The 17,922-nt window shown below is 63.5% G+C and carries 28 protein-coding genes and 1 tRNA gene; 15 read left to right on the forward strand and 14 right to left on the reverse strand.

Translation table 11 applies throughout. The features are described from left to right. Window positions 1-4: 4 nt before the first annotated feature. Genes IE00_RS13515 through gatC form a run of 3 tightly spaced genes read right to left on the reverse strand, consistent with a single transcriptional unit; the run spans window position 5 to window position 2,134 of the window. A complete protein-coding gene (locus IE00_RS13515) occupies window positions 5-334 on the reverse strand; it encodes a hypothetical protein (RefSeq protein ID WP_139291437.1) in 330 nt (109 codons plus the stop codon). A 31-nt stretch (window positions 335-365) separates the two neighbouring features. Next, the gene (gene gatA / locus IE00_RS13520) at window positions 366-1,850 is read right to left on the reverse strand and encodes an Asp-tRNA(Asn)/Glu-tRNA(Gln) amidotransferase subunit GatA (protein ID WP_072297726.1); all 1,485 of its coding nucleotides are present in this window, start codon (window positions 1,848-1,850) and stop codon (window positions 366-368) included. Then, on the reverse strand, window positions 1,847-2,134 hold the full coding sequence (gene gatC / locus IE00_RS13525; RefSeq protein WP_072297727.1) for an Asp-tRNA(Asn)/Glu-tRNA(Gln) amidotransferase subunit GatC: 288 nt from the start codon (window positions 2,132-2,134) through the stop codon (window positions 1,847-1,849). The genes gatA and gatC overlap by 4 nt, the downstream gene beginning before the upstream one ends. Before the next feature lie 302 nt (window positions 2,135-2,436). Here gatC and IE00_RS13530 point away from each other — a divergent pair. The 3 genes from IE00_RS13530 to IE00_RS13540 all read left to right on the forward strand — a co-directional run bounded on the left by IE00_RS13530 (window position 2,437) and on the right by IE00_RS13540 (window position 3,972). Beyond that, a tRNA-Glu gene (locus IE00_RS13530) sits at window positions 2,437-2,511 on the forward strand. Between the two features lie 242 nt (window positions 2,512-2,753). Then, on the forward strand, window positions 2,754-3,269 hold the full coding sequence (locus IE00_RS13535; RefSeq protein WP_072297728.1) for a DUF488 family protein: 516 nt from the start codon (window positions 2,754-2,756) through the stop codon (window positions 3,267-3,269). 178 nt (window positions 3,270-3,447) lie between these two features. Next, complete coding sequence (locus tag IE00_RS13540) at window positions 3,448-3,972, forward strand: hypothetical protein (RefSeq protein ID WP_240493897.1); 525 nt, start codon at window positions 3,448-3,450, stop codon at window positions 3,970-3,972. 59 nt (window positions 3,973-4,031) lie between these two features. On the opposite strand, the gene IE00_RS13545 is transcribed toward IE00_RS13540, so the two are convergent. The 10 genes from IE00_RS13545 to IE00_RS13585 form a co-directional block, all read right to left on the reverse strand. Next, window positions 4,032-5,084, reverse strand: a complete 1,053-nt coding sequence (locus tag IE00_RS13545) for a tyrosine-type recombinase/integrase (protein WP_240493904.1) — start codon at window positions 5,082-5,084, stop codon at window positions 4,032-4,034. After that, entirely contained in the window at window positions 5,081-5,323 is a 243-nt protein-coding gene (locus tag IE00_RS13550) for a DNA-binding protein (protein ID WP_240493898.1), read from the reverse strand. The genes IE00_RS13545 and IE00_RS13550 overlap by 4 nt, the downstream gene beginning before the upstream one ends. Next, window positions 5,323-5,967, reverse strand: coding sequence for an HNH endonuclease (locus IE00_RS13555; protein WP_072297731.1), 645 nt, complete (start codon window positions 5,965-5,967; stop codon window positions 5,323-5,325). Before IE00_RS13555 ends, IE00_RS13550 begins: the two co-directional genes overlap by 1 nt. Continuing rightward, on the reverse strand, window positions 5,964-6,224 hold the full coding sequence (locus IE00_RS13560; protein ID WP_072297732.1) for a hypothetical protein: 261 nt from the start codon (window positions 6,222-6,224) through the stop codon (window positions 5,964-5,966). Before IE00_RS13560 ends, IE00_RS13555 begins: the two co-directional genes overlap by 4 nt. After that, window positions 6,221-6,427, reverse strand: a complete 207-nt coding sequence (locus tag IE00_RS13565; RefSeq protein WP_072297733.1) for a hypothetical protein — start codon at window positions 6,425-6,427, stop codon at window positions 6,221-6,223. The genes IE00_RS13560 and IE00_RS13565 overlap by 4 nt, the downstream gene beginning before the upstream one ends. After that, window positions 6,424-6,594, reverse strand: coding sequence for a hypothetical protein (locus IE00_RS20165; RefSeq protein WP_170864155.1), 171 nt, complete (start codon window positions 6,592-6,594; stop codon window positions 6,424-6,426). Before IE00_RS20165 ends, IE00_RS13565 begins: the two co-directional genes overlap by 4 nt. Beyond that, the gene (locus IE00_RS13570) at window positions 6,591-6,863 is read right to left on the reverse strand and encodes a hypothetical protein (RefSeq protein WP_139291438.1); all 273 of its coding nucleotides are present in this window, start codon (window positions 6,861-6,863) and stop codon (window positions 6,591-6,593) included. The genes IE00_RS20165 and IE00_RS13570 overlap by 4 nt, the downstream gene beginning before the upstream one ends. Beyond that, a complete protein-coding gene (locus IE00_RS13575; RefSeq protein ID WP_072297735.1) occupies window positions 6,860-7,051 on the reverse strand; it encodes a hypothetical protein in 192 nt (63 codons plus the stop codon). Before IE00_RS13575 ends, IE00_RS13570 begins: the two co-directional genes overlap by 4 nt. Continuing rightward, window positions 7,051-7,260: a hypothetical protein gene (locus tag IE00_RS13580; RefSeq protein WP_072297736.1), complete on the reverse strand. Its 210-nt coding sequence runs from the start codon at window positions 7,258-7,260 to the stop codon at window positions 7,051-7,053. Before IE00_RS13580 ends, IE00_RS13575 begins: the two co-directional genes overlap by 1 nt. A gap of 216 nt (window positions 7,261-7,476) precedes the next feature. Next, window positions 7,477-7,806, reverse strand: a complete 330-nt coding sequence (locus IE00_RS13585) for a helix-turn-helix domain-containing protein (RefSeq protein WP_072297737.1) — start codon at window positions 7,804-7,806, stop codon at window positions 7,477-7,479. Window positions 7,807-7,901: 95 nt separating this feature from the next. Here IE00_RS13585 and IE00_RS13590 point away from each other — a divergent pair, with 95 nt between their 5' ends. The 6 genes from IE00_RS13590 to IE00_RS13615 all read left to right on the forward strand — a co-directional run bounded on the left by IE00_RS13590 (window position 7,902) and on the right by IE00_RS13615 (window position 11,452). Next, window positions 7,902-8,171, forward strand: a complete 270-nt coding sequence (locus tag IE00_RS13590; RefSeq protein WP_072297738.1) for a helix-turn-helix transcriptional regulator — start codon at window positions 7,902-7,904, stop codon at window positions 8,169-8,171. A 16-nt stretch (window positions 8,172-8,187) separates the two neighbouring features. Further along, window positions 8,188-8,466: a hypothetical protein gene (locus tag IE00_RS13595; protein ID WP_072297739.1), complete on the forward strand. Its 279-nt coding sequence runs from the start codon at window positions 8,188-8,190 to the stop codon at window positions 8,464-8,466. A 388-nt stretch (window positions 8,467-8,854) separates the two neighbouring features. After that, window positions 8,855-9,385: a hypothetical protein gene (locus IE00_RS13600; protein WP_072297740.1), complete on the forward strand. Its 531-nt coding sequence runs from the start codon at window positions 8,855-8,857 to the stop codon at window positions 9,383-9,385. Continuing rightward, the gene (locus tag IE00_RS13605) at window positions 9,382-10,005 is read left to right on the forward strand and encodes a hypothetical protein (protein ID WP_139291440.1); all 624 of its coding nucleotides are present in this window, start codon (window positions 9,382-9,384) and stop codon (window positions 10,003-10,005) included. Before IE00_RS13600 ends, IE00_RS13605 begins: the two co-directional genes overlap by 4 nt. A 188-nt stretch (window positions 10,006-10,193) precedes the next feature. Beyond that, window positions 10,194-10,760 (forward strand): hypothetical protein, encoded by a 567-nt coding sequence (locus IE00_RS13610; RefSeq protein WP_139291441.1) that lies wholly within the window; start codon window positions 10,194-10,196, stop codon window positions 10,758-10,760. Next, the gene (locus tag IE00_RS13615) at window positions 10,757-11,452 is read left to right on the forward strand and encodes a hypothetical protein (RefSeq protein ID WP_072297742.1); all 696 of its coding nucleotides are present in this window, start codon (window positions 10,757-10,759) and stop codon (window positions 11,450-11,452) included. The genes IE00_RS13610 and IE00_RS13615 overlap by 4 nt, the downstream gene beginning before the upstream one ends. A 529-nt stretch (window positions 11,453-11,981) precedes the next feature. Here IE00_RS13615 and IE00_RS13625 read toward each other — a convergent pair. Then, entirely contained in the window at window positions 11,982-12,191 is a 210-nt protein-coding gene (locus IE00_RS13625; RefSeq protein WP_072297744.1) for a hypothetical protein, read from the reverse strand. A 137-nt stretch (window positions 12,192-12,328) separates the two neighbouring features. Between IE00_RS13625 and IE00_RS19785 the strand changes: the two genes are divergently transcribed. The 6 genes from IE00_RS19785 (at window position 12,329) to IE00_RS13655 (ending at window position 17,921) form a co-directional block, all read left to right on the forward strand. Beyond that, window positions 12,329-12,517, forward strand: a complete 189-nt coding sequence (locus IE00_RS19785) for a hypothetical protein (RefSeq protein WP_139291442.1) — start codon at window positions 12,329-12,331, stop codon at window positions 12,515-12,517. Between the two features lie 745 nt (window positions 12,518-13,262). Further along, complete coding sequence (locus IE00_RS20590; protein ID WP_072297746.1) at window positions 13,263-13,610, forward strand: HNH endonuclease signature motif containing protein; 348 nt, start codon at window positions 13,263-13,265, stop codon at window positions 13,608-13,610. Between the two features lie 127 nt (window positions 13,611-13,737). After that, window positions 13,738-14,208, forward strand: a complete 471-nt coding sequence (locus tag IE00_RS13640) for a P27 family phage terminase small subunit (RefSeq protein WP_072297747.1) — start codon at window positions 13,738-13,740, stop codon at window positions 14,206-14,208. Between the two features lie 52 nt (window positions 14,209-14,260). Then, a complete protein-coding gene (locus IE00_RS13645; RefSeq protein WP_240493900.1) occupies window positions 14,261-16,012 on the forward strand; it encodes a terminase large subunit in 1,752 nt (583 codons plus the stop codon). Continuing rightward, window positions 16,009-17,247, forward strand: a complete 1,239-nt coding sequence (locus IE00_RS13650) for a phage portal protein (protein WP_072297748.1) — start codon at window positions 16,009-16,011, stop codon at window positions 17,245-17,247. Before IE00_RS13645 ends, IE00_RS13650 begins: the two co-directional genes overlap by 4 nt. Before the next feature lie 2 nt (window positions 17,248-17,249). Further along, entirely contained in the window at window positions 17,250-17,921 is a 672-nt protein-coding gene (locus IE00_RS13655) for an HK97 family phage prohead protease (protein ID WP_072297749.1), read from the forward strand. Window position 17,922: the final 1 nt, after the last annotated feature.

Genomic DNA, 17,922 nt, shown 5'->3' on the forward strand with positions numbered 1-17,922 from the left:
GGGGTCAGGGCATCATCGCTGGCGACACGATCGGGATCGGTGCATCCGGATCGCGACGCGCCACCGGTTGCGTCCCGGGCTGAGTCGAAGGCAGGCCCATCGTGGCAGGCACCGGCACCGGGCTGCGACCCGCGATCTTGGCGGGCGAGGGGCTGTAGAAGGGCCGCGCCACCGGGATGGTCATGGCAGGCGACGTCCCCGCCACCAGCGCCGCTTCGCGCGCGGTGCGATAGGCGCCATAGGGGTTGTCGCCGAACTGATAGTTCGGGTTCCAGCCCCGGTGTTCGCCGCAGCCGGCCACGGCCAGCACAGATAAGATCAACCAGCCGCGCATCTTGCCTCCGACATCAGGTTATCGCCGGACGTTACCACCAGCGATCCGGCTTGGCCACAAATCCTGCGGCCCGCTCCAGCACCAGGGCCTGGTTCAGCAGATCGGCCTCGCCGAAGGGGCGACCGAACATCTGTAGACCCAGGGGCAGGCCCTTGCTGTCGCGCCCGACCGGCACGGCGATGCCCGGCAGACCGGCCAGGTTCAGCGTCACGGTGAAGACGTCGTTCAGATACATCTGCACCGGGTCGCCCTTGTCCACCGACCCAAGCGGGAAGGCCGATGACGGCGTCGTGGGCGCCAGGATCGCGTCGATGCCATCGGCGAAGGCGTTGTCGAAGTCACGCTTGATCAGTGCGCGGACCTTGCGGGCGCGGTTGTAATAGGCGTCATAGAAGCCCGCCGACAGCACATAGGTGCCGATCATGATGCGGCGCTGAACCTCGGGGCCGAAGCCTTCGGCCCGGGTCTTGGCGTAAAGATCGTCGATCCCGTCGCCCGCGCCCAGTTTCGCGCGGTGGCCATAGCGCACACCGTCATAGCGCGCCAGATTGGACGACGCCTCGGCCGGGGCGATGACGTAATAGGCGGGCAGGGCGTATTTCGTGTGCGGCAGGCTGATGTCGACGATCTCGGCGCCCGCGTCGCGCAGCATCTCGGCGCCTTGGGTCCACAGCGCGTCGATTTCGGGCGGCATGCCCTCCATCCGGTATTCGCGGGGGATGCCGATGCGCTTGCCGCGGATGTCGCCGGTCAGGGCGGCCTCGAAATCCGGCACCGGAATGTCGGCGCTGGTCGAATCCTGCGGATCGGCGGATGCCATGGCACCCAGCATGATCGCGGCGTCGCGGACCGTCTTGGTCATCGGCCCCGCCTGGTCCAGGCTGGAGGCATAGGCGATCACGCCCCACCGGCTGACACGGCCATAGGTCGGCTTCAGACCCACCGTGCCGGTGAAGGCCGCGGGCTGGCGGATCGATCCGCCGGTATCGGTGCCGGTCGCGCCCAGGCACAGATCGGCCGCCACCGCCGCCGCCGACCCGCCCGAGGACCCGCCCGGCGTCAGCTGCGTGCCGTCGGGCAGACGCCACGGGTTCACCGCCGGCCCATAGCTGCTGGATTCGTTGGTCGAACCCATCGCGAATTCGTCCTGGTTCAGCTTGCCCAGCATGACCGCGCCCGCGTTCCAAAGGTTCTGCGTCACGGTGGATTCGTATTCGGGAACAAAGCCCTTCAGGATGTTGCTGGCGGCCTGGCCCGGCACGCCCTTGACGCAGAAGACGTCCTTGATGCCCAGGGGAATGCCCGTCAGCGCCGTGGCGTCGCCCGCCTTCAGCCGCGCATCGGCAGCGCGCGCCATGTCGCGGGCCATGTCGGGCGTCTTGTGGACAAAGGCGTTCAGCGCGCCCGAGCCTTCGATGGCGGTCAGGCAGGCTTCGGTCAGTTCGACCGAGGTGACGTCGCCCTTGGCCAGCGCGTCGCGGGCATCGGCGATGGTAAGCGTGTTCAGATCGGTCATTCCACCACCTTCGGGACGGCAAAGAAGCCTTCGCGCGCATCGGGCGCATTCGACAGGATACGGTCGGGCATGCCGCCCGTGGTCACGACATCCTCGCGCCGCTTCAGGCGCATGGGCGTGACGCCCGTCATCGGTTCGATGCCGTCGACATCGACCTCGGTCAGCTGTTCCATGAAGTGCAGGATGCCGCTCAGCTCGCGCGCCAGCGCCGGCAGTTGGGCGTCATCGACCGCGATGCGCGCCAGATGGGCGACCTTGCGGGCCTCGTCCTCGGTGATCGACATGACGTCTCCTTTCGTTGGGCGCGGGTCTACAACCCCGCGCGAAAGGCCGCAAGCTGCCGCTTGGTGATAAGGGGTGCATTCGGGTCGGGGCCCGTGTCGCGATTCTGTCAAAGATTCGCCGCGACCCCATGGTATCGGGAAAGGCCGCCCGACGTTACGCCTTAATATCGCAGCATTTATTAGGCTTTTTTGGAATTTTGAAGTTTTTTCATCGAAAGGCGATTTTTGTGCTTGCGCCTCTCGGACGCTTTGCCTAAACACCGCTTCAACGCAGCCAAGCAAGACTGGCAGCGACACAGAGTGGCCCGTTCGTCTATCGGTTAGGACGCCAGGTTTTCAACCTGGAAAGAGGGGTTCGATTCCCCTACGGGCTGCCACTCATTCATTAAATTAAAAGAAAACAAGACGTTTACCTTGCAGTTTACAGTAACTGCTTGAGAGTTTACTTGTTTCCCGGTTTGTTCTTCACAGTGAAGCGTTGTCGTTAGACGCTGCACGCCATGTCTATGTATTGCCAATTCAGAGTCATTTTCAGCTTTTGGCAGAATTTGGACTGACCTCAGGCGCAGGGATTCAAGTCTCTGGCTCGGCGTGCTACAGTCTCTAAAAAGAGGTTGATATGAGCGTCCTATTTACTGTGGGGTATGAAGGCACCGACATTGATCGGTTCGTCAGAACGTTGAAAGCAGCTGGCGTTGAGCGCTTGGCTGACGTCCGTGCTGTAGCGGTATCACGCAAAGCAGGCTTCTCTAAGAAAAAGCTGGCGGCACGTCTGGCTGAAGAGGGTATCCTATACCGTCACTTCGTTGCACTGGGTGATCCGAAGCCAGGCCGGGAGGCAGCTCGCGCAGGGAAATTTGACTTGTTTCGCTCCATTTATGGTGAACACATTCAAACCCCATCTGCACAGGCCTCTTTGCAGGAACTGACGGAATTCACCCGCTCAGCCGCGACTTGTCTCCTGTGCTTCGAGCGCGATCCAACGGCATGCCATAGAACTATTGTCGCGCACAGCGTGATCGAAGATACTGAATTCGAAATTTTTAATTTGTATTCAGATAATCCGGATCGTTATGTCCACCATGCTTCAAAGTTGCCGCGTTTCAATTCTGGTAAAGGCCTTACCGCAGCGTAGCGTCAGTCACGGCGAAACAGTCTGTTGTGCCGGAGTTACAGCAAGTGGTGAATTCAAGCGGCTGTTTCCAATCCGGTTTCGGCATTTGAAAGATACATCCGCATTCAAGAGGTGGGATTGGGTCGACTTTAAGTACCGACTACCTACGCGAGATAGGCGTCTCGAAAGCTGTCACGTTATGGAAGATAGTCTAGCTATCAGCGGCGCGATGCCTGAAAAGGAGCGCGCGCCATTTCTAAATCGATTCGTGTCTTCCTCCGCCGAGGCCGCCTCTGGCGAAGGAAGATCGTTGGCACTGATCCGCCCAAAGAACACTCTGTTTTATAGCAAAAAGAAGCATCCAGATCAGTTAGAGCAAGAGCGTGCGACTTACGCAGAAGCAGCTCGTCAGGGGTCATTTTTCGACGAGCAGCTAAAGGCACTTGAACCTAGTCCTTACGAATTTCGGTTCAAATTTGAAGACGCTGCTGGCCGTCATGATTATGCAAATGGCGATTGGGAGGCACACGCAATGTTCTTTAATGGTCGCCGGAGAGAGGGTTCCGAGCAGGCGACCCTGCAATGGATGAACTCCGTTTTCAACGAAGACTATCCGAGCAAAGGTATGCTCTTCTGCATTGGAAACATGGCCAAGAGACGGCAAACTTGGCAATTACTTGGCGTTCTACGGGTGGATGCCACAACGCAGTACGATCTTTTTTGAAGCGCCTTCGGTTCAAAAATGCAGTTGATTTTGCGTGCCATATTTGACGGCGAGCCTCGCTATTCTCTTATTTCCAGAGTTACCGAGGGCCGCACGAGGCCTTGCACCGCCGCCCGTCTATCTGCCTCCCGCGTGTAATGCTCCACTTCCTCAAGTGTAATGTGGCCTGTCCAAGCAGCGATCTGGTGAACCGTGGCGCCCGCCTCGGCTAATGCCTTCGCGCGTGCCTTCCGCAGCCCATGCGCTGACTTGTCGATCTTTGCAGCGTCGGCCGCCTCCGAAACCAAGTGCCCCAGAGCCTTCGAAGATCGAGTCCTGCCGTGGGCTGTGGCCAAGAACGTCATGTGCTTTTCCGACCGAGCCTCCAACGCTAAATGCAGCTGTTGGCGGTCTTTAAGCATGCGCAGCGCATAGGCTGGTGGTTGGCAGGTCCAAGGGACGAAAGCGGGCTCTCCGGTCTTCTGCTGGCTGAACTGAAGAACTCCGTCGCGACCGACCATTCCTGGACCGATCAGGACCGCGTCGCTGATCCGGGCGCCAGTCCAGAAAATCAGTTCGAATGTCAGCCGCTGCACAGTGCCTACGGGCCATTTCGCCCGATAGCGCTCGATCTCCGCATCGGTCCATGCCGGATGACCGATGGTCTTCGGAATGGCCTTCCGGCGCGCTGCCAGAGATGGATCGACAGTAAGCAGGCGCTTCGTCTTGCCATAGGCACAAATCGCGCGCCACGTCTTCAGCCGGTCGGCAGCGGCGTTGGGCGCGAGCGGTTCAAGATCGTCGGCGATGTCCTCGGTGGTCAGGTGTGCGGCCAGCGCATCCTCGGCCTGTTCCTTTATCGCTTCGGCATGGCGTCTGATGGTGCGCCGGTAGGAATCGGACCGGTCCAGATGATCGCGGCTGGAGAGGTATCCCTCGATCATCAGCGCGATGGTGCCGGGCTTCGCCTTGGTTTTGACCTCGGCCACCGTCAGGGCCGCCGCATAGGCGGCTAGGAAGGGGGCGCTATCGATCGGCAGATCGGGCAAGCGCTGGCGCCTGGCTCCGGGGGCGCGCAGGTAATGATAGACCTTCCCGCCCTTGTAGATGGTCTGCAAGTGCTTGAGCGTCACGACGCCCGCCGCCCGAATTTGCCGCGGCATGTGTTTGCCTCTGATGCTATTTCTTCTCCTTCCACAGTCAGTGAGTCTGCGTAGTGGTCAAGGGCCAGGACGTCATAGAGGCGCTTGCTGCCAAGGATACGGCGGGGCAGGTTCAGCGTCCGCAGCGTGCTTTCGCTGATGCCCAGATAGGCTGCGGCCTTCGAGGCAGGAAGTAATCTGGGTGTAAATGTCAGGTCGGCGCGTGCCATCATGCCCTCCGCTTGCGTGCCACGCGCGCCGCGTGATCCAGCTTGGCCACGGCCATCACCGCGGGCTTCAGCTCGGCGGGCGCGTCGTCGTATTTCAGGCCCGACCAGCGACCGTTCAGCCGGGGCAGCATGCCCTGGGGGATCGCCTGCCAGTTGGCCGGGTCGCAATTGGTCTTGTCGCCGTCCAGGCATTTCAGGACATGACCCTCCGGGACCGGACCATGCTGCCGTTCCCACAGATAGCGGTGCTTGTGGACCGGGCGCGTGGCATGCCCGTTCCACGGGTTCCGCTCGTCGACGATCATCACGACGTAGCCGTCCTTGCTGTCGATGCGTTCATGGCCCGGTCCGCGATGGTTCGCAGGCCGGTGCCCCGGCTTGAAGGCCGTCGCCATGACCTTGGCCCTGACCTCCGGCGGCATTGGCTTGCCCTTGTTGTGGGAGACCTGACCCTTGTGGAAATGCCCCGTGCGCCCGGTCATCCAGCCGCGCCGCTTGCAGAGCGCGGTTAGGTTTGCCTGCGAGACGTCGTCACGCTGCCAGAAGGCGCGGAACAGCCTGTGCAGCTCCGCCCGCGGCAGATCCTTGCGCGCCTCGATCCAAGCCAGCTCCTCGGGGTGATAGGTGATGGCGCGGCCCTTCATTCGGCCTTCCCCTCGATCTCGGTAGCACTGCCGCCGACCTTGGGCAGCATGGGCATGATGGCACTGCCATGTTCGGCCCAGAGCTTTGCCGCCTTCAGCTGCGTGTCGGCGGTGCCGATGATCTTGTCGGCGACCGCGACGATGGCGTCGGCGCGCTTGGCTTCCTGCTCGATCTGGTCTGCCGTCATGCCCTCGTCGCCGAGCCGTTCCAGGGCGGCAAAGAGGTGGTTGTTCAGGTCGCCCAGCTTGTTCTTCATGTCCGGCCCTCCGGGCGGGCGGCGGACCGCTCGCGCGCCTCGATGATGCGGCAGCATTCGGCGCCGAGTTCGCGCGCCAGCGGCATGTCGATGGGGTCCATGCCGCAATAGCGGTCGATGACGCCAACCATGGCGGCGGTGATCTCGTCGCGCTCTTCTGCCGTGCAGGCAGTCGCGCGGGGCGGAAGGGTGATGTCAGTCATCTGTCCTGGTCCTTTTTCGCAAGGTGCTTGTCGATCTGATCCTTTGCGACGGCCACGGTGCAGGCGACGCCGTAGCCGTCCGTTTCGTCATGGGTCCAGAAGAAGGGCGTGTAGGGCACGTCGTATCGGCAGATCTGGATGCCGCGATGGGTGACGATGTCGGTCATGCGCTGAACTGCAGTTCACCTGGATCGGCCATGCCGTGCAGCGTCTGGTCGATATCCGCGCCACGTTCGACGCGACTGCTGCGCGTGCGCGTCGTCCAGCCGCATTCGCGCAGCACGCGCGCCACGTGGCGGGCCGACAGGTTCCAGCTGGCCGCGGCAGGATAGCGGTCGGCCAGATCCTCGGCGATCTGCAGCGCGCTGCGCGACCAGCCATGCAGTGAGCAGTCGTGCTTGATGAAGGCGGCCAAGGCCATGCTGCGCGGGCTCATGCGAAGATCCACCAGACAAGGGCGCCGCCGCAGAGCGTGCCGAGAATGCCGATCACGAAGGCGATCATGTCGCCCCTGGTCAGGATGGGGCGCAGCGGATCGGAAAAGCTGTCGATGGCGGGCAGGTCGATCGGCAGGGTCGAAGGCGTATCATCGCGCCGGGCGCTGATGCTGTTGTGCGGGTCCATCAGCGCGGCCCCTCGATCAGGTTTGCGGGCCGGTGGCGTTGGCGGACCTTGCCGCCGCGGGCACTGACCGTGATGTACCAGGCAAAGCGGCGGGCGGTCTCGCCGGCGCGCGCGGCCAGCTCCGGGTCAGCGATGATGGCGCGGGCCTGGGCCGGGATGGTGGGCTGGCGAAGGGTGTCGGCGATGATCTGCATGGCCGTGATCTCCATCGGGTTGCGATGGAGCAAATATGCGTATAACGCATATACTGGTCAAGGATAATTATGCTTGTCAGGCATTAATCCACCGCAGGTCTTCATCGCTCGCATGCAGCCAAGTACCATCGGGGGTTGCGCGAACTGCATTTGTTCGCTTAATGTTCTCATATTGCTTGAGGAATGTTATGCCTGGTCAGGTTGAAGAATTTTCGCAAATTGTAAACGAGCTTAGCGAGTCTGACTTTGATCACTTGCTCGATCTGCTGCTCGAGCTTCGGCCTGAACCAAACGAGCCATTTCGAGCCAACCTTGCCTACGGCTCTCAGGAAGATCGCGAAAAGCCTCTATAAGCGCCTGTTCTGCATCGGTTCTTGGGTCAGTAAACAGGGCCGATAGCGGTACGCTCAGTGCATCTGCGATAGTGCGAAACAAAGAAAGAGGAGGCCCTTCGTCGCCCTTCTCGATACGAGAGATGTGAGGCTGACTAACCCCGACCATATCCGCCAGATCGTTCTGCCGGAGACCCTTTGCCTTACGTATTCGCGTGATGTTGTTCATGGCGCCATTTTGATCGCAAGCCAGCAAACTGTCGAATACGGGGTGCGAATTTTTATGCTTGACCAGTATATACCTGTTGCGTATTTATTCTGGCCATGATGACCCTTGCAGAATATCTCAAATCCAGCCGGACGAAGCAGGAAGATTTTGCTGCTACCATCGGCGTTACGCAGGCTACGGTCTCTCGGCTGGTTCGAGGCGTCGCTCTGCCTAACATTCCCATGGCGGCAGCCATTAAGGCTGCAACCGACGGCAAGGTGGACTTCGAAGCATGGGTGACATCTGCCACCAAACCCACTTCCACCCATAACCAAGAGCCCTCTCATGACACTTCCCCTGCAAACACTGCGCCCGACGCAGCATGACGGCGCATGCCGTCCAATGTCCCATGCCAACCTGTTTGACGGGCGGGGCCGCGGCCGCGATGCCGCGCGCCGTGCCCATGGTGGTCATAGCACCGACCGCGACGCCTTCCTGCGCCGCTGGTCGCTGCTGATGATTGCCAGCTTTGCCAGCCGCGAGGTTTGCGCCGTGCATTTCGGCGTCACCTTTCAGACGGCCTGCAACTGGTTCGACGGGCTGAACGCGCCTTACGGCCACCATGTCGATCACGCGACGCGGAGCTTGGCGCGTTATGCCGAGATCATGCAGGGCGAATGATGGGTTTCGGGTCATCAGGACACCCGAAGGTGGATGAGATGGGCAGGAAGCATGGCCCGTCCAGGGGTATCACCCCCCACCCAAGCCGCAATTCCGGCCGCCTTCGGGTGAAGCACGGAAGACCCGGGATTGCGGACCCTGCGGCTGGCCCGGCCGAGAGCTGCCTTTTGGCAGCGGGGCATGTTTTCCGGTCCGGGCATCGCCTGTCCTGCACCGGCACCTGGCGCGGCGGCTGCAGGGCTGCCGCGTCCTTTTCATTCTCATCCGCCCCCGCGCCGGTCGCGGGCCTGCGGGTGCCCGGGCCGCTCTCCTCCTCCCTGGCGGCCCGGGCTTTTCACCCCATGGGGGCGTGGTGCCGCGCGGCGGTACCGGAACGAGCGAGGCGCCAATGATCACGTCATCCGAAGGCGCGCCGATGGCGGCCGGACCGCGGCCCATCCCGCACGGGACATCCTCGGGCTATGTCAGCCACAAGTGCCGCTGCGATGCCTGCCGCGAGGCGGAGATCGCGCGGCAGCGAGCATGGCGCCGGCGGCTGCGCGAGGGCAAGGTGCGCCACTGTCCCGATCACCCGCGCTGCGTGCCGGTCCGGGTGCGGGGCACGGTCTATCCCTTGATCTCGGCCGCTGCGGCGGCGCTGCGGATCACGCCGGGATCGATCTCGGGGCAGTTGGACCGCAAGGGCCATGCCGACGCGGCGGGCCTGGGATCCCATGCGCCCCGGCGCAATGTGCCCCGGCCGAATGCCAGGCCCTGCGTCATCCACGGCCGGCGCTTTGCCTCGATCGCCGAGGCGGCGCGGGCCCTGGGAGTGGGTTACGCGCATCTGCATCGCCAGCTGAAGGCGGGCATGACGCCACGCTATCGCGACTACCTGCTGGGCCGGATGATGCGCGCAGGCATGGGAGCGGAGCGATGAGCCTGTCCCTGGCGCCGGTGGGCGAGATCGACGAATACCCGCTGACGCGCGAGGATCGGCTGGACAGCCATTACTTCATGGCTTGGGAGCGGCGGCGCTGGCTGAACTGCGACATGCGGCTGAAGGCCACCAAGGAATGCCGGGCGCTCTATTTCGACCTGATCAACATCGCCTATGACCAATCGCCGATCGGGACCCTGCCCACCGATCTGGGCGTCCTGGCGAAGATGGTTTTCGAGGATCGCGACCATTTCGAGCAGCTGTGCCGGCTGGAATTCGGGCCGTTGCATAAGTGGCGCCACGTCCGCTGTGGGGGCGAGATCCGGCTGATGCATCCGATGATCCTGCGCACGCTGACAGACGCGATCGCCCGCAAGGAAGATCACCGGGCGCGGAGCGAGGCCGCCAGCGTCAGCAAGCGGCTGTTGCGGTTGCGGACCGCGCTGGCCGGATACAGCAAGGAAATCGCCGCCAACGACGCGGCCCTGCGCTGGATCGACGAATGGCTGGTCGCGGAGGGCTGTGAGTACCGGTCCTCGAGCTGGATCGAGCGCGGGATCGCGCGCTGGTCCGATCACATGCTGGACCTGACGATGGCGCAGAAACGAACGCGCGCCTGAGACTGTCCGAACTGTCCCGACATTGTCCGCAAGACAGTCCGAGACAGTCCAAAGACACTTCGAGACTGTCTCGCTCCATAGAGACAGGGACAAAGAAAAAGACAGGGAAAGAGACAGCGCCCGTCGCGCGACACTCCGGCGATGGCGCCTGTGGATAGGTTGAAGGGCTGAGAGAAGGGGAAGATGCCATGTCGGCTCCGAATGCGGAAATGAGGGCGCGGGTGGATGGGTTGCTGATGCAGCCCCTGGCGGGGCTGGCGCGCAAGCGCGGCGTGAGTGCCGAGGCGCATGACAAGGCCATGGCGCGGCTGCGCGATTGGCTGACCTACATGTCCGACGACAACCTGCGGGCCATGGTCGATCTGATCGCGCGGCATGCGGTCAAGGGCATCTGGCCCGAGGAAGGGCTGATCCGGTCCTGGGCGATGACGCTGCAATGCCCGCCGCCGCGCGACAGCGCCTATGCCCAGAGCCTGATCCGGTCGGCCATGGGACGGCAGGCCATGGCCGAGGGCTGGGCGGTGGAGCTGTTCCAGATCGCCCGGAAGCTGGGCCCGCCGCCGGGCAAGTACATCATCACGCGGTTGCGCCAGGACGCGGATGCCAACCGCCACAAGCGCCGGGTCATCCGCGAGAACATCGAGGTCGGGCGCGCGACGCTGGCCGAGAAGGACTGGCTGGCTGCCTGGCACGCGGATCTGGCCGAGATCGAGGCCATCCAGAACGCGGCAAACGAGGAAGGGACAGCGGCATGAGCATGATCGACAGGCAGGCGGCACGGGCGCGGCTGGAGGGCGAGGCCGAACGGCTGCGGGCGATGATCGATCGCGCGACGCCGGTGGCGGGCTGCGGCCCCGCCATTCCGACAGCCCCGGCGCGCGGACCGCAGGTGGCCGAGATGCCGCGGGTGGTGATGCCCGACGGCAAGTCCAGCTCCGGCTACAAGGTCGAGGAGATGGGCTGGCGGGGCTTCAAGGCCGTGCGCGCCGCCGACATCTTCGACGATCTGGCCCGCATCGCCGCGGCCAAGGGACGCGAGGCGCCCTTCACCAAGGCGCAGGTCACCGTCGCCCGACGCTATCGCGACCTGGTCGAGCGACACGATGCGGGCGGCATGCGCTGCGCCAGCCTCGAGGCCCGACGTGGGTCGGGGCCATCATCGGGAGGCGCTTTCATCGACGCCTATCTGGCCGAGGGCGAGGAGATCCGCAGGCTGCAGCGCCGGATCGGTACCGGGACCGCCATGGTGGTGCGCCGCGTGCGCCCGTCCAGTCGCGGCGGCGCAAGGGCGTCGATCATTACAAACCGCGCGCTGGTCGACGCGATCTGCCTGCAGGGGAAGCGCTTCGACGACGTTTTACGCGCGCATGGCTGGGCAAAGTCGGGGAAGCACGTCTCCTGCCTTAAAGTCGCATTGGGAGCGTGCCTCGAAAGCATGGCTCGGTGATAAAAGTTTGGATTGACCGCTTAGATCACCGCAAGGCATAACCTTTGTCATCATCCACAGGTGCGTCCGCCGGGAACTCTCTCTGCGGGCGTTTGTCTTCAAGAGTGGTATGTTGTCCCGTGGCCCGCATGCCGTTTGGGAAGCTGGGGACCGTATCCTAAGTTCGATTGATCGACCAAGCCGTCGATCTTCTGGATCAGAGCACGATAGCCGGTATTGTGCTGAAATGCATTCAGCGCGTGGTGAATAAGCCGTAGTTCCTCGTGGGTGAAATCACCGACCATTCGCAGTCTCCAATGCTGTCATTTAGTCGATACAAATGACAACGCGGCTGAATGGGTTCCTGCGCGAACTGAAATCGTGAACACCTGCGTGCGTCTTCTTTACCTAGGGTTGCGCCGACTTTCCCGATCACCTCTCAAGGGTTGATCCGCTGCCTGTTTCTTATGATTTTCGCCCAGAGGGAGGCCTCATAATAGGCAAAGGCTGCTGGAGAAAATGAACCTGGCCAGCCTCACCTATCCGCATGTCAGCGTGCGCTCCCGAGCGCCGTGCTCCTAGCGGCAGAGATTTGGTCTGGCGTATCCCTGACGTGAAGAATTCGCTGCACGCCACGGTGGCGCAATACCAGCACCGTCGCCCCTTCAGCGCCGGGGTGGATATCGAATTTCGTTTCGTCGCTGAATGTCACGTCAACTGGTTCACCAGCCGGCATGGAGATCAATCTCATGGTCAGCATGACGTCATCGTCCTCGTCTCTGTTGCGCGTTTTCCGAGGCCAAAGGGTAGCGAAACCAAGAGTTTCACACAATCCTGCGACCGACACGGATCGTAGTGTTCATCGATACCACCGGTTGAAACTGGACGCTGAAGAGAATGGACACCAAACAGCCAAGGTTACTGCGCTATGCGCCAGAGTTCCTCGACGTGAAACTTGGACTCGACGACGAAGAAGATCTGTTCGGCTCCATTGCTGTAGATGATGACGCAAGTCGAGTAGTCGAAGCACTCAGAGACGGCTATTTTGGGACTGGGTTCGAATTCCACAACAAGCGGCTGAAGTGAATGAAAGTCGGTCAGGATCATTCGGGGCATAACTTGCCACCCTCGGAAAAAAGTTAACTAAAATTAATCCTACGCATCGAACGCGACTTTGCCCCAGTATGGTTTCCACGACCGGAGATGATCTGTTGCAGCTTTGGTGGGATGTCTGGCCACCACACCATGTCAACCGCCACCGCCGAGCTACAGGTTCGATGGCTGATGCCCTCGATCATCGTGCAAAAACGCGCCCGAAAGCCGTTGCTCCGGCGTGCATTCGTCAATTGCGAGAGCTGACTTGGTCGGCGAGAGACCCGTATCGGTGCAGCCAATACTGCGTCTGGCGTATGGCCTCCTCCTGATCCGGACCCGCCGTGACACCCTGCCTGTTGAGGTGGGCCAGCCTGCCAAGCCAATGGCAACCACATTGGCTAGCCTCGGCCAGTTGTTCGTGCAGTAATCTATTTGACATTCGATCCTCCCAAAATCGATGAAACTGTCAAAATTCGGATCCTAATCACGGGAGTGCCGTCTCCAAAGTTGCAGTTCTAACCAAAAAAAGTGCAAGGCGTTGGCCTTGGCCAAAAAACATGTATCGCACCTGCATCTGATGCTGGTGGCAGTCCTGGACCGGATGCAGCGTGCCTGCACCGAAAGGTCCCGAACCCTTATTCCTCGCGGCCATACCTCGTTCCAGCTATCTTTTTGGACTGGACATTGGATCAGCGGCCCGGCGCCGATCCCATCATCCGTCACATCCTGAGGCGCCATGTCACGTCATCCGTTCTACAAGACGGCACGCTGGCGACGCGCTCGTCTCGGCCATCTGTCGCGGGAGCCGCTCTGCCGGCTCTGCCGCCAGGCGGGTCGCGTCAATGACGGTGGCCTGACCATGGGAGGCCTGTCGCAGGCGGACCGGCGGCGGCGGTTCCTGGTGGTCGATCACGTCGTTCCGCATCGTGGCGATCACGCGCTCTTCTGGGACGTGGCCAACTGGCAGACGCTCTGTCCCGATCATCACGACGTGGTCAAGCAACGCGAAGAGGTCCGTGGCTTCTCGAACGCCCGCGGGCGCGACGGCTGGCCGATCGATCCGGCCCACCCGGCCAATCGCTGACCGCCAACCCGGCCAAGGGGGGTATCGCAAACTCCCCAAGGCCAAGGGCTGCGGACCGGTGCGGACAGTTTCTGTGCGCAAACCGGGAATTGAATGGAAAAAGCCACAGCATGAGGAGGCTCGAGGGGTGAAGGGACGCAGGCCGAAGGACAGCTCCGTCGTCCCGATGCGCGAGGATGGCACCGGCGGCCAGAACCTCGAGGCGCGGGCCCTTGCGCGCGCCGCCGAGCTGCGCCCCGAGGGCCTCCTCGACAAGGTGCGATGGGTCTATGACCGCCTGGCGCCGCCGCTCTGCCATCCCACGAAGAACCGGCTGAACGAGGTGAACGTCTTCATGTTCGTCCAGCTCTGCCGGTCGGTGGTGCGCTACGAGGAATACACGACCCTGATCGAGGAGCTGGGCGAGACCTACGAGGCGAAGACCCGCAACGGCCTGCAGATCAAGTCCCGCCCCGAGGTCGCCCAGCTGAACGAGACCTGGCGGCAGGTGCGCGCGCTGGCCGGCGATTTCGGGATGACGCCGGCGGCCGAGCGGGCCATGGGCAACCAGGGCCAGCTGGGCTTCAGTTTCCCCGAGGGCGACGATGACTTCACCTGACCGGACGGCGGCCTACGAGGCCGATCCGGTCACGGCATGGGCCGAGGATGTGGTGGCCGGTGCCATCGTGGCCGGTCCCCATGTGCGCGACGCCGCCGCGCGCCATATCCGCGACCTGGCCGAGGGTCCGGCGCGCGGCCTCTTCTGGGATGTCGCGGCGGCCCGCAAGGTGATCGGCTGGTTCGCCCGGAACCTGCGGCTAAACGGCGGCCAGTTTGAGGGCGTGCCCTTCGTCCTGCACCCGAGCCAGGCGTTCCGGGTCGGGTCGATCTTCGGCTGGAAGCATGCCGCCACCGGTTTGCGCCGCTTCCGGCGCTTCTACGACGAGGAAGGCAAGGGCAACGGCAAGTCGCCGATGCTCGGCGGCATCGGCCTCTATCTCATGGTCGCGGATGGCGAGGCGCGTGCGGAGATCTATTCGGCGGCCGCCAAGAAGGACCAGGCGCGCATCCTCTTTCAGGACGCGGTGGCCATGGTCGACCAGTCGCCCCGCCTCTCGGCCAAGATCGAGCAGCAGGGGCAGAACCCGGTCTGGCAGCTGAGCTATGTCGGCAAGGATGGCGGCCGCCGCTTCTTCAAGCCGATCGCCAACGAGGCCAAGTCGGGCGGGCAGTCGGGGCCCCGGCCGCATGGCGCGCTCTGCGACGAGGTCCACGAGCACCCGAGCCGCGACACGATCGACATGCTGGAGCGCGGCTTCAAGTTCCGCATGCAGCCGCTTCTCTGCATGGCCACGAACAGCGGCACGGACCGCACCTCGATCTGCTGGGAGGAGCACCAGCATGCCGTCCGCGTGGCGGCCGGGGTCCTCGAGGATGACACGACCTTCGCCTTCGTCTGCTCGCTGGACGAGGGCGACGATTGGGAGAACGATCCCACATGCTGGGTCAAGGCGAACCCGCTTCTCGACGTGACCATCACCACGCCATGGCTTGCCGCGCAGGTCGACCAGGCCAGGAAGATGCCGGGCAAGCGCAACGGCATCGCGCGGCTGCATTTCTGCGAATGGACGCAGGCCCAGACCGCCGCGATCCGGCGCGAGGCCTGGCTTGCCTGCCGGGCAGCGGTCGATCTCGAGGAGATGATCGCCAGGGGTTATCCCTGCTTCGGGGGGCTCGATCTGTCGCAGACCCGCGACTTCAGCGCGCTGACGCTGGTCTGGCTCACGGACCGGACGCGGGATGCCGAACGGTTCCTCTCCCATACCTGGTTCTGGACACCGAAGGACACTCTCGCCGATCGCGCCGCGGGCGATCAGGCGCCCTACCTGGACTGGGCGCGGGACGGCCATATCGAGGCGGTGCCCGGCGAGCGGCTCAAATATGCCTGGCTGGCCGATGCGATCGCACGGGTCAACGCGCGCTTTGCCCCCGAGGTGATCGGCTGCGACCAGTACGGGCTCGAACGGCTGCAGGAACACCTGACCGATCTCGGCGTGACGATCCCGGCAGAGACGCATCCGCAGGGTTTCCAGAAGAAGGTGCTGGAGAAGGACCCGCAAGCCCCGGCGGGCCAGCAGGAGATCTATCTCTGGATGCCCGACAGCATCAACAAGCTGGAGGCGGCGATCTACGAGGAGCGGATCGGGATCGCCGAGAACCCGCTTCTCGACAGCATGGCGGCCAGCGTCGTCTATGCCGAGAACCGCACCGGGCACCGGATGTTCGACAAGCCGAACGCCTATGGCCGCATCGACGGGATGGTGTCGCTGGCCATGGCCACCGGCGTCGCCCTCTGCCGTTCCCCGGGCGAGGAGCGGTTGCAAAGACAGAACTCGTATTTCCGGAGCATGGTGACCGCATGAACCTCTTGCGCAAGATCTTCGGTGCGCGGGAGGAAGCGCGCGTCCTCGACCTGCGGGCATCCCCGGGCGGGTCCGGGGCACCGCCGCCGCCGCCCGGCGCGCCCACCGTGACGCCCGACAACAGCATGGCGCTGGCCGCCGTCTGGGGCTGCGTCAATCTCATCGCGGGCGCGATCAGCTCGCTGCCACTGCAGGTCTTTCAGGACGATGCGGCGGGCATCCGGCGCCAGCGGCGCGATCTGTCGCTCTACCGCGTCCTTCACGACGCGCCGAACCTCGATCAGACCTCGCTCGATTTCTGGGACTTCATGACCATGTCGATGGAGCTCTGGGGCAACAGCTATGCCCGGATCGAACGGTTGGGCGGCAAGGTCATCGCGCTGATGCCGGTCTGGCCGAACCTCGTGCAGGTGCGCCGGGATCCTTCGGGCGCCCTGCGCTACCGCTGGAGCGAGGCTGGGCGGCGCTACGATCTGCCCGAGGGCGAGATGCTGCATGTGCGGGGACCCGGGGGCGATCCGATGGGCGGCATGTCGACCCTGACCTTCGCCCGGCGGTCCTTCTCGATGGCCATGTCGGCGGAAGCCTCGGCGGCGGGCTTCTTCAACAATGGCATGCGCCCCTCGGGGGTCCTGAAGTTCCAGGACTGGCTCTCGGAGGAGAACCGCGAGATCGCCCGCAAATACATGCTCGAGGAGTTCACCGGCGCGGCCAATACCGGGCGCCCCTTCATCGCCGAGGGCGGCGTCGAATGGCAGAGCCTCGTGGTACCGCCCGAGGACGCGCAACTGCTGGAGACACGTGGCTTCTCGATCGAGGAGATCTGTCGTTTCTTCGCGGTGCCGCCGGTGTTGATCCAGCACTACTCGAAGACCAGCAGCTGGCCTACCGGCGTCGAGCAGCAAGTGCTGATCTTCCAGAAGTTCACCCTGCGCCGCCGTCTCAAGCGCTTCGAGCAGGCGATGGAGAAGCAGCTGCTGACCCCGGCGGAACGCGCCGCGGGCGTTCGCATCGAGTTCAACCTCGAGGGCCTTCTGCGCGGCGACAGCGCCGGGCGCGCGGCCTTCTACAAGTCGGCCCTGGGCGACGGGTGGATGACCATCAACGAGGTGCGCGGCAAGGAGAACCTGCCGCCGGTCGATGGCGGCGACGTGCCGCGCATCCAGAAACAGAACGTGCCGATCGCGGATCTCGAGGCGCTGATCGGCGGCGGCTCCGCGGGAGAGGAGAACTGAAGATGCAGATGAAGCACGGCGCGGCCATGTTCGACATCAAGGCGCTCGGCGAGAAGGGCCGGATCGAGGGCTATGCCAGCACCTTCGGCGGCGAACCCGACAGCTATGGCGACATCATCGCGCCCGGTGCCTATGCCGAGAGCCTGGCCCGCCACAGCGCCCGGGGCACGATGCCGAAGATGTACTGGCAGCACGATCCGCGCGAGCCGATCGGGAGATGGCTGGAGGCGGCCGAGGACGGCACCGGTCTTTTGGTCAAGGGCCAGCTGAACATGGGCGTCCAGCGCGGGCGCGAGGCCTACGAGCTTCTGAAGGCCGGCGACATCGATGGCCTCTCGATCGGCTACCGCGTCGAGGGCTACGAGGTCGACGAGAAGGGTGAGATCTGGACGCTGACCAGGATCGACCTGCGCGAGGTCTCGATCGTCAGCATCGGCGCCAACGACCATGCCACGATCGCCGCCGTCAAATCCGAGCGGCGCGTGCAAGAGATCGCAGACAAGCTCCGGGCCGGGGACCGGCCCACGGAGCGGGAGTTCGAGGATCTGCTCAAGGGGAGCTTGGGCTTCTCGAACGCACAGGCGGAGCGTGCCGTGCGCGTCCTCCTGAAGGGTCAGGGGGAACCTGGCGACGCGGCAGACGGGCTCGCATTCCTGCGCGCCCTGGCGGGCTGAC

This window comes from Paracoccus sp. SM22M-07 (assembly GCF_001887735.1).
Classification (GTDB): domain Bacteria; phylum Pseudomonadota; class Alphaproteobacteria; order Rhodobacterales; family Rhodobacteraceae; genus Paracoccus.

Excerpts from the sequence above, each read along its gene's own strand:
- IE00_RS13550 (WP_240493898.1), bottom strand. The coding sequence starts at position 5,323 with ATGGCACGCGCCGACCTGACATTTACACCCAGATTACTTCCTGCCTCG.
- IE00_RS13515 (WP_139291437.1), bottom strand. The coding sequence starts at position 334 with ATGCGCGGCTGGTTGATCTTATCTGTGCTGGCCGTGGCCGGCTGCGGC.
- gatC (WP_072297727.1), bottom strand. The coding sequence starts at position 2,134 with ATGTCGATCACCGAGGACGAGGCCCGCAAGGTCGCCCATCTGGCGCGC.
- IE00_RS13555 (WP_072297731.1), bottom strand. The coding sequence starts at position 5,967 with ATGAAGGGCCGCGCCATCACCTATCACCCCGAGGAGCTGGCTTGGATC.
- IE00_RS13575 (WP_072297735.1), bottom strand. The coding sequence starts at position 7,051 with ATGGACCCGCACAACAGCATCAGCGCCCGGCGCGATGATACGCCTTCG.
- IE00_RS20165 (WP_170864155.1), bottom strand. The coding sequence starts at position 6,594 with ATGACCGACATCGTCACCCATCGCGGCATCCAGATCTGCCGATACGAC.
- IE00_RS13585 (WP_072297737.1), bottom strand. The coding sequence starts at position 7,806 with ATGAACAACATCACGCGAATACGTAAGGCAAAGGGTCTCCGGCAGAAC.
- IE00_RS13580 (WP_072297736.1), bottom strand. The coding sequence starts at position 7,260 with ATGGAGATCACGGCCATGCAGATCATCGCCGACACCCTTCGCCAGCCC.
- IE00_RS13570 (WP_139291438.1), bottom strand. The coding sequence starts at position 6,863 with ATGAGCCCGCGCAGCATGGCCTTGGCCGCCTTCATCAAGCACGACTGC.
- IE00_RS13655 (WP_072297749.1), top strand. The coding sequence starts at position 17,250 with ATGCAGATGAAGCACGGCGCGGCCATGTTCGACATCAAGGCGCTCGGC.
- IE00_RS13560 (WP_072297732.1), bottom strand. The coding sequence starts at position 6,224 with ATGAAGAACAAGCTGGGCGACCTGAACAACCACCTCTTTGCCGCCCTG.
- IE00_RS13625 (WP_072297744.1), bottom strand. The coding sequence starts at position 12,191 with ATGCTGACCATGAGATTGATCTCCATGCCGGCTGGTGAACCAGTTGAC.
- gatA (WP_072297726.1), bottom strand. The coding sequence starts at position 1,850 with ATGACCGATCTGAACACGCTTACCATCGCCGATGCCCGCGACGCGCTG.
- IE00_RS13565 (WP_072297733.1), bottom strand. The coding sequence starts at position 6,427 with ATGACTGACATCACCCTTCCGCCCCGCGCGACTGCCTGCACGGCAGAA.
- IE00_RS13600 (WP_072297740.1), top strand. The coding sequence starts at position 8,855 with ATGATCACGTCATCCGAAGGCGCGCCGATGGCGGCCGGACCGCGGCCC.
- IE00_RS13650 (WP_072297748.1), top strand. The coding sequence starts at position 16,009 with ATGAACCTCTTGCGCAAGATCTTCGGTGCGCGGGAGGAAGCGCGCGTC.
- IE00_RS13540 (WP_240493897.1), top strand. The coding sequence starts at position 3,448 with ATGGAAGATAGTCTAGCTATCAGCGGCGCGATGCCTGAAAAGGAGCGC.
- IE00_RS13615 (WP_072297742.1), top strand. The coding sequence starts at position 10,757 with ATGAGCATGATCGACAGGCAGGCGGCACGGGCGCGGCTGGAGGGCGAG.
- IE00_RS13610 (WP_139291441.1), top strand. The coding sequence starts at position 10,194 with ATGTCGGCTCCGAATGCGGAAATGAGGGCGCGGGTGGATGGGTTGCTG.
- IE00_RS19785 (WP_139291442.1), top strand. The coding sequence starts at position 12,329 with ATGGACACCAAACAGCCAAGGTTACTGCGCTATGCGCCAGAGTTCCTC.
- IE00_RS13605 (WP_139291440.1), top strand. The coding sequence starts at position 9,382 with ATGAGCCTGTCCCTGGCGCCGGTGGGCGAGATCGACGAATACCCGCTG.
- IE00_RS13595 (WP_072297739.1), top strand. The coding sequence starts at position 8,188 with ATGTCCCATGCCAACCTGTTTGACGGGCGGGGCCGCGGCCGCGATGCC.
- IE00_RS20590 (WP_072297746.1), top strand. The coding sequence starts at position 13,263 with ATGTCACGTCATCCGTTCTACAAGACGGCACGCTGGCGACGCGCTCGT.
- IE00_RS13590 (WP_072297738.1), top strand. The coding sequence starts at position 7,902 with ATGATGACCCTTGCAGAATATCTCAAATCCAGCCGGACGAAGCAGGAA.
- IE00_RS13535 (WP_072297728.1), top strand. The coding sequence starts at position 2,754 with ATGAGCGTCCTATTTACTGTGGGGTATGAAGGCACCGACATTGATCGG.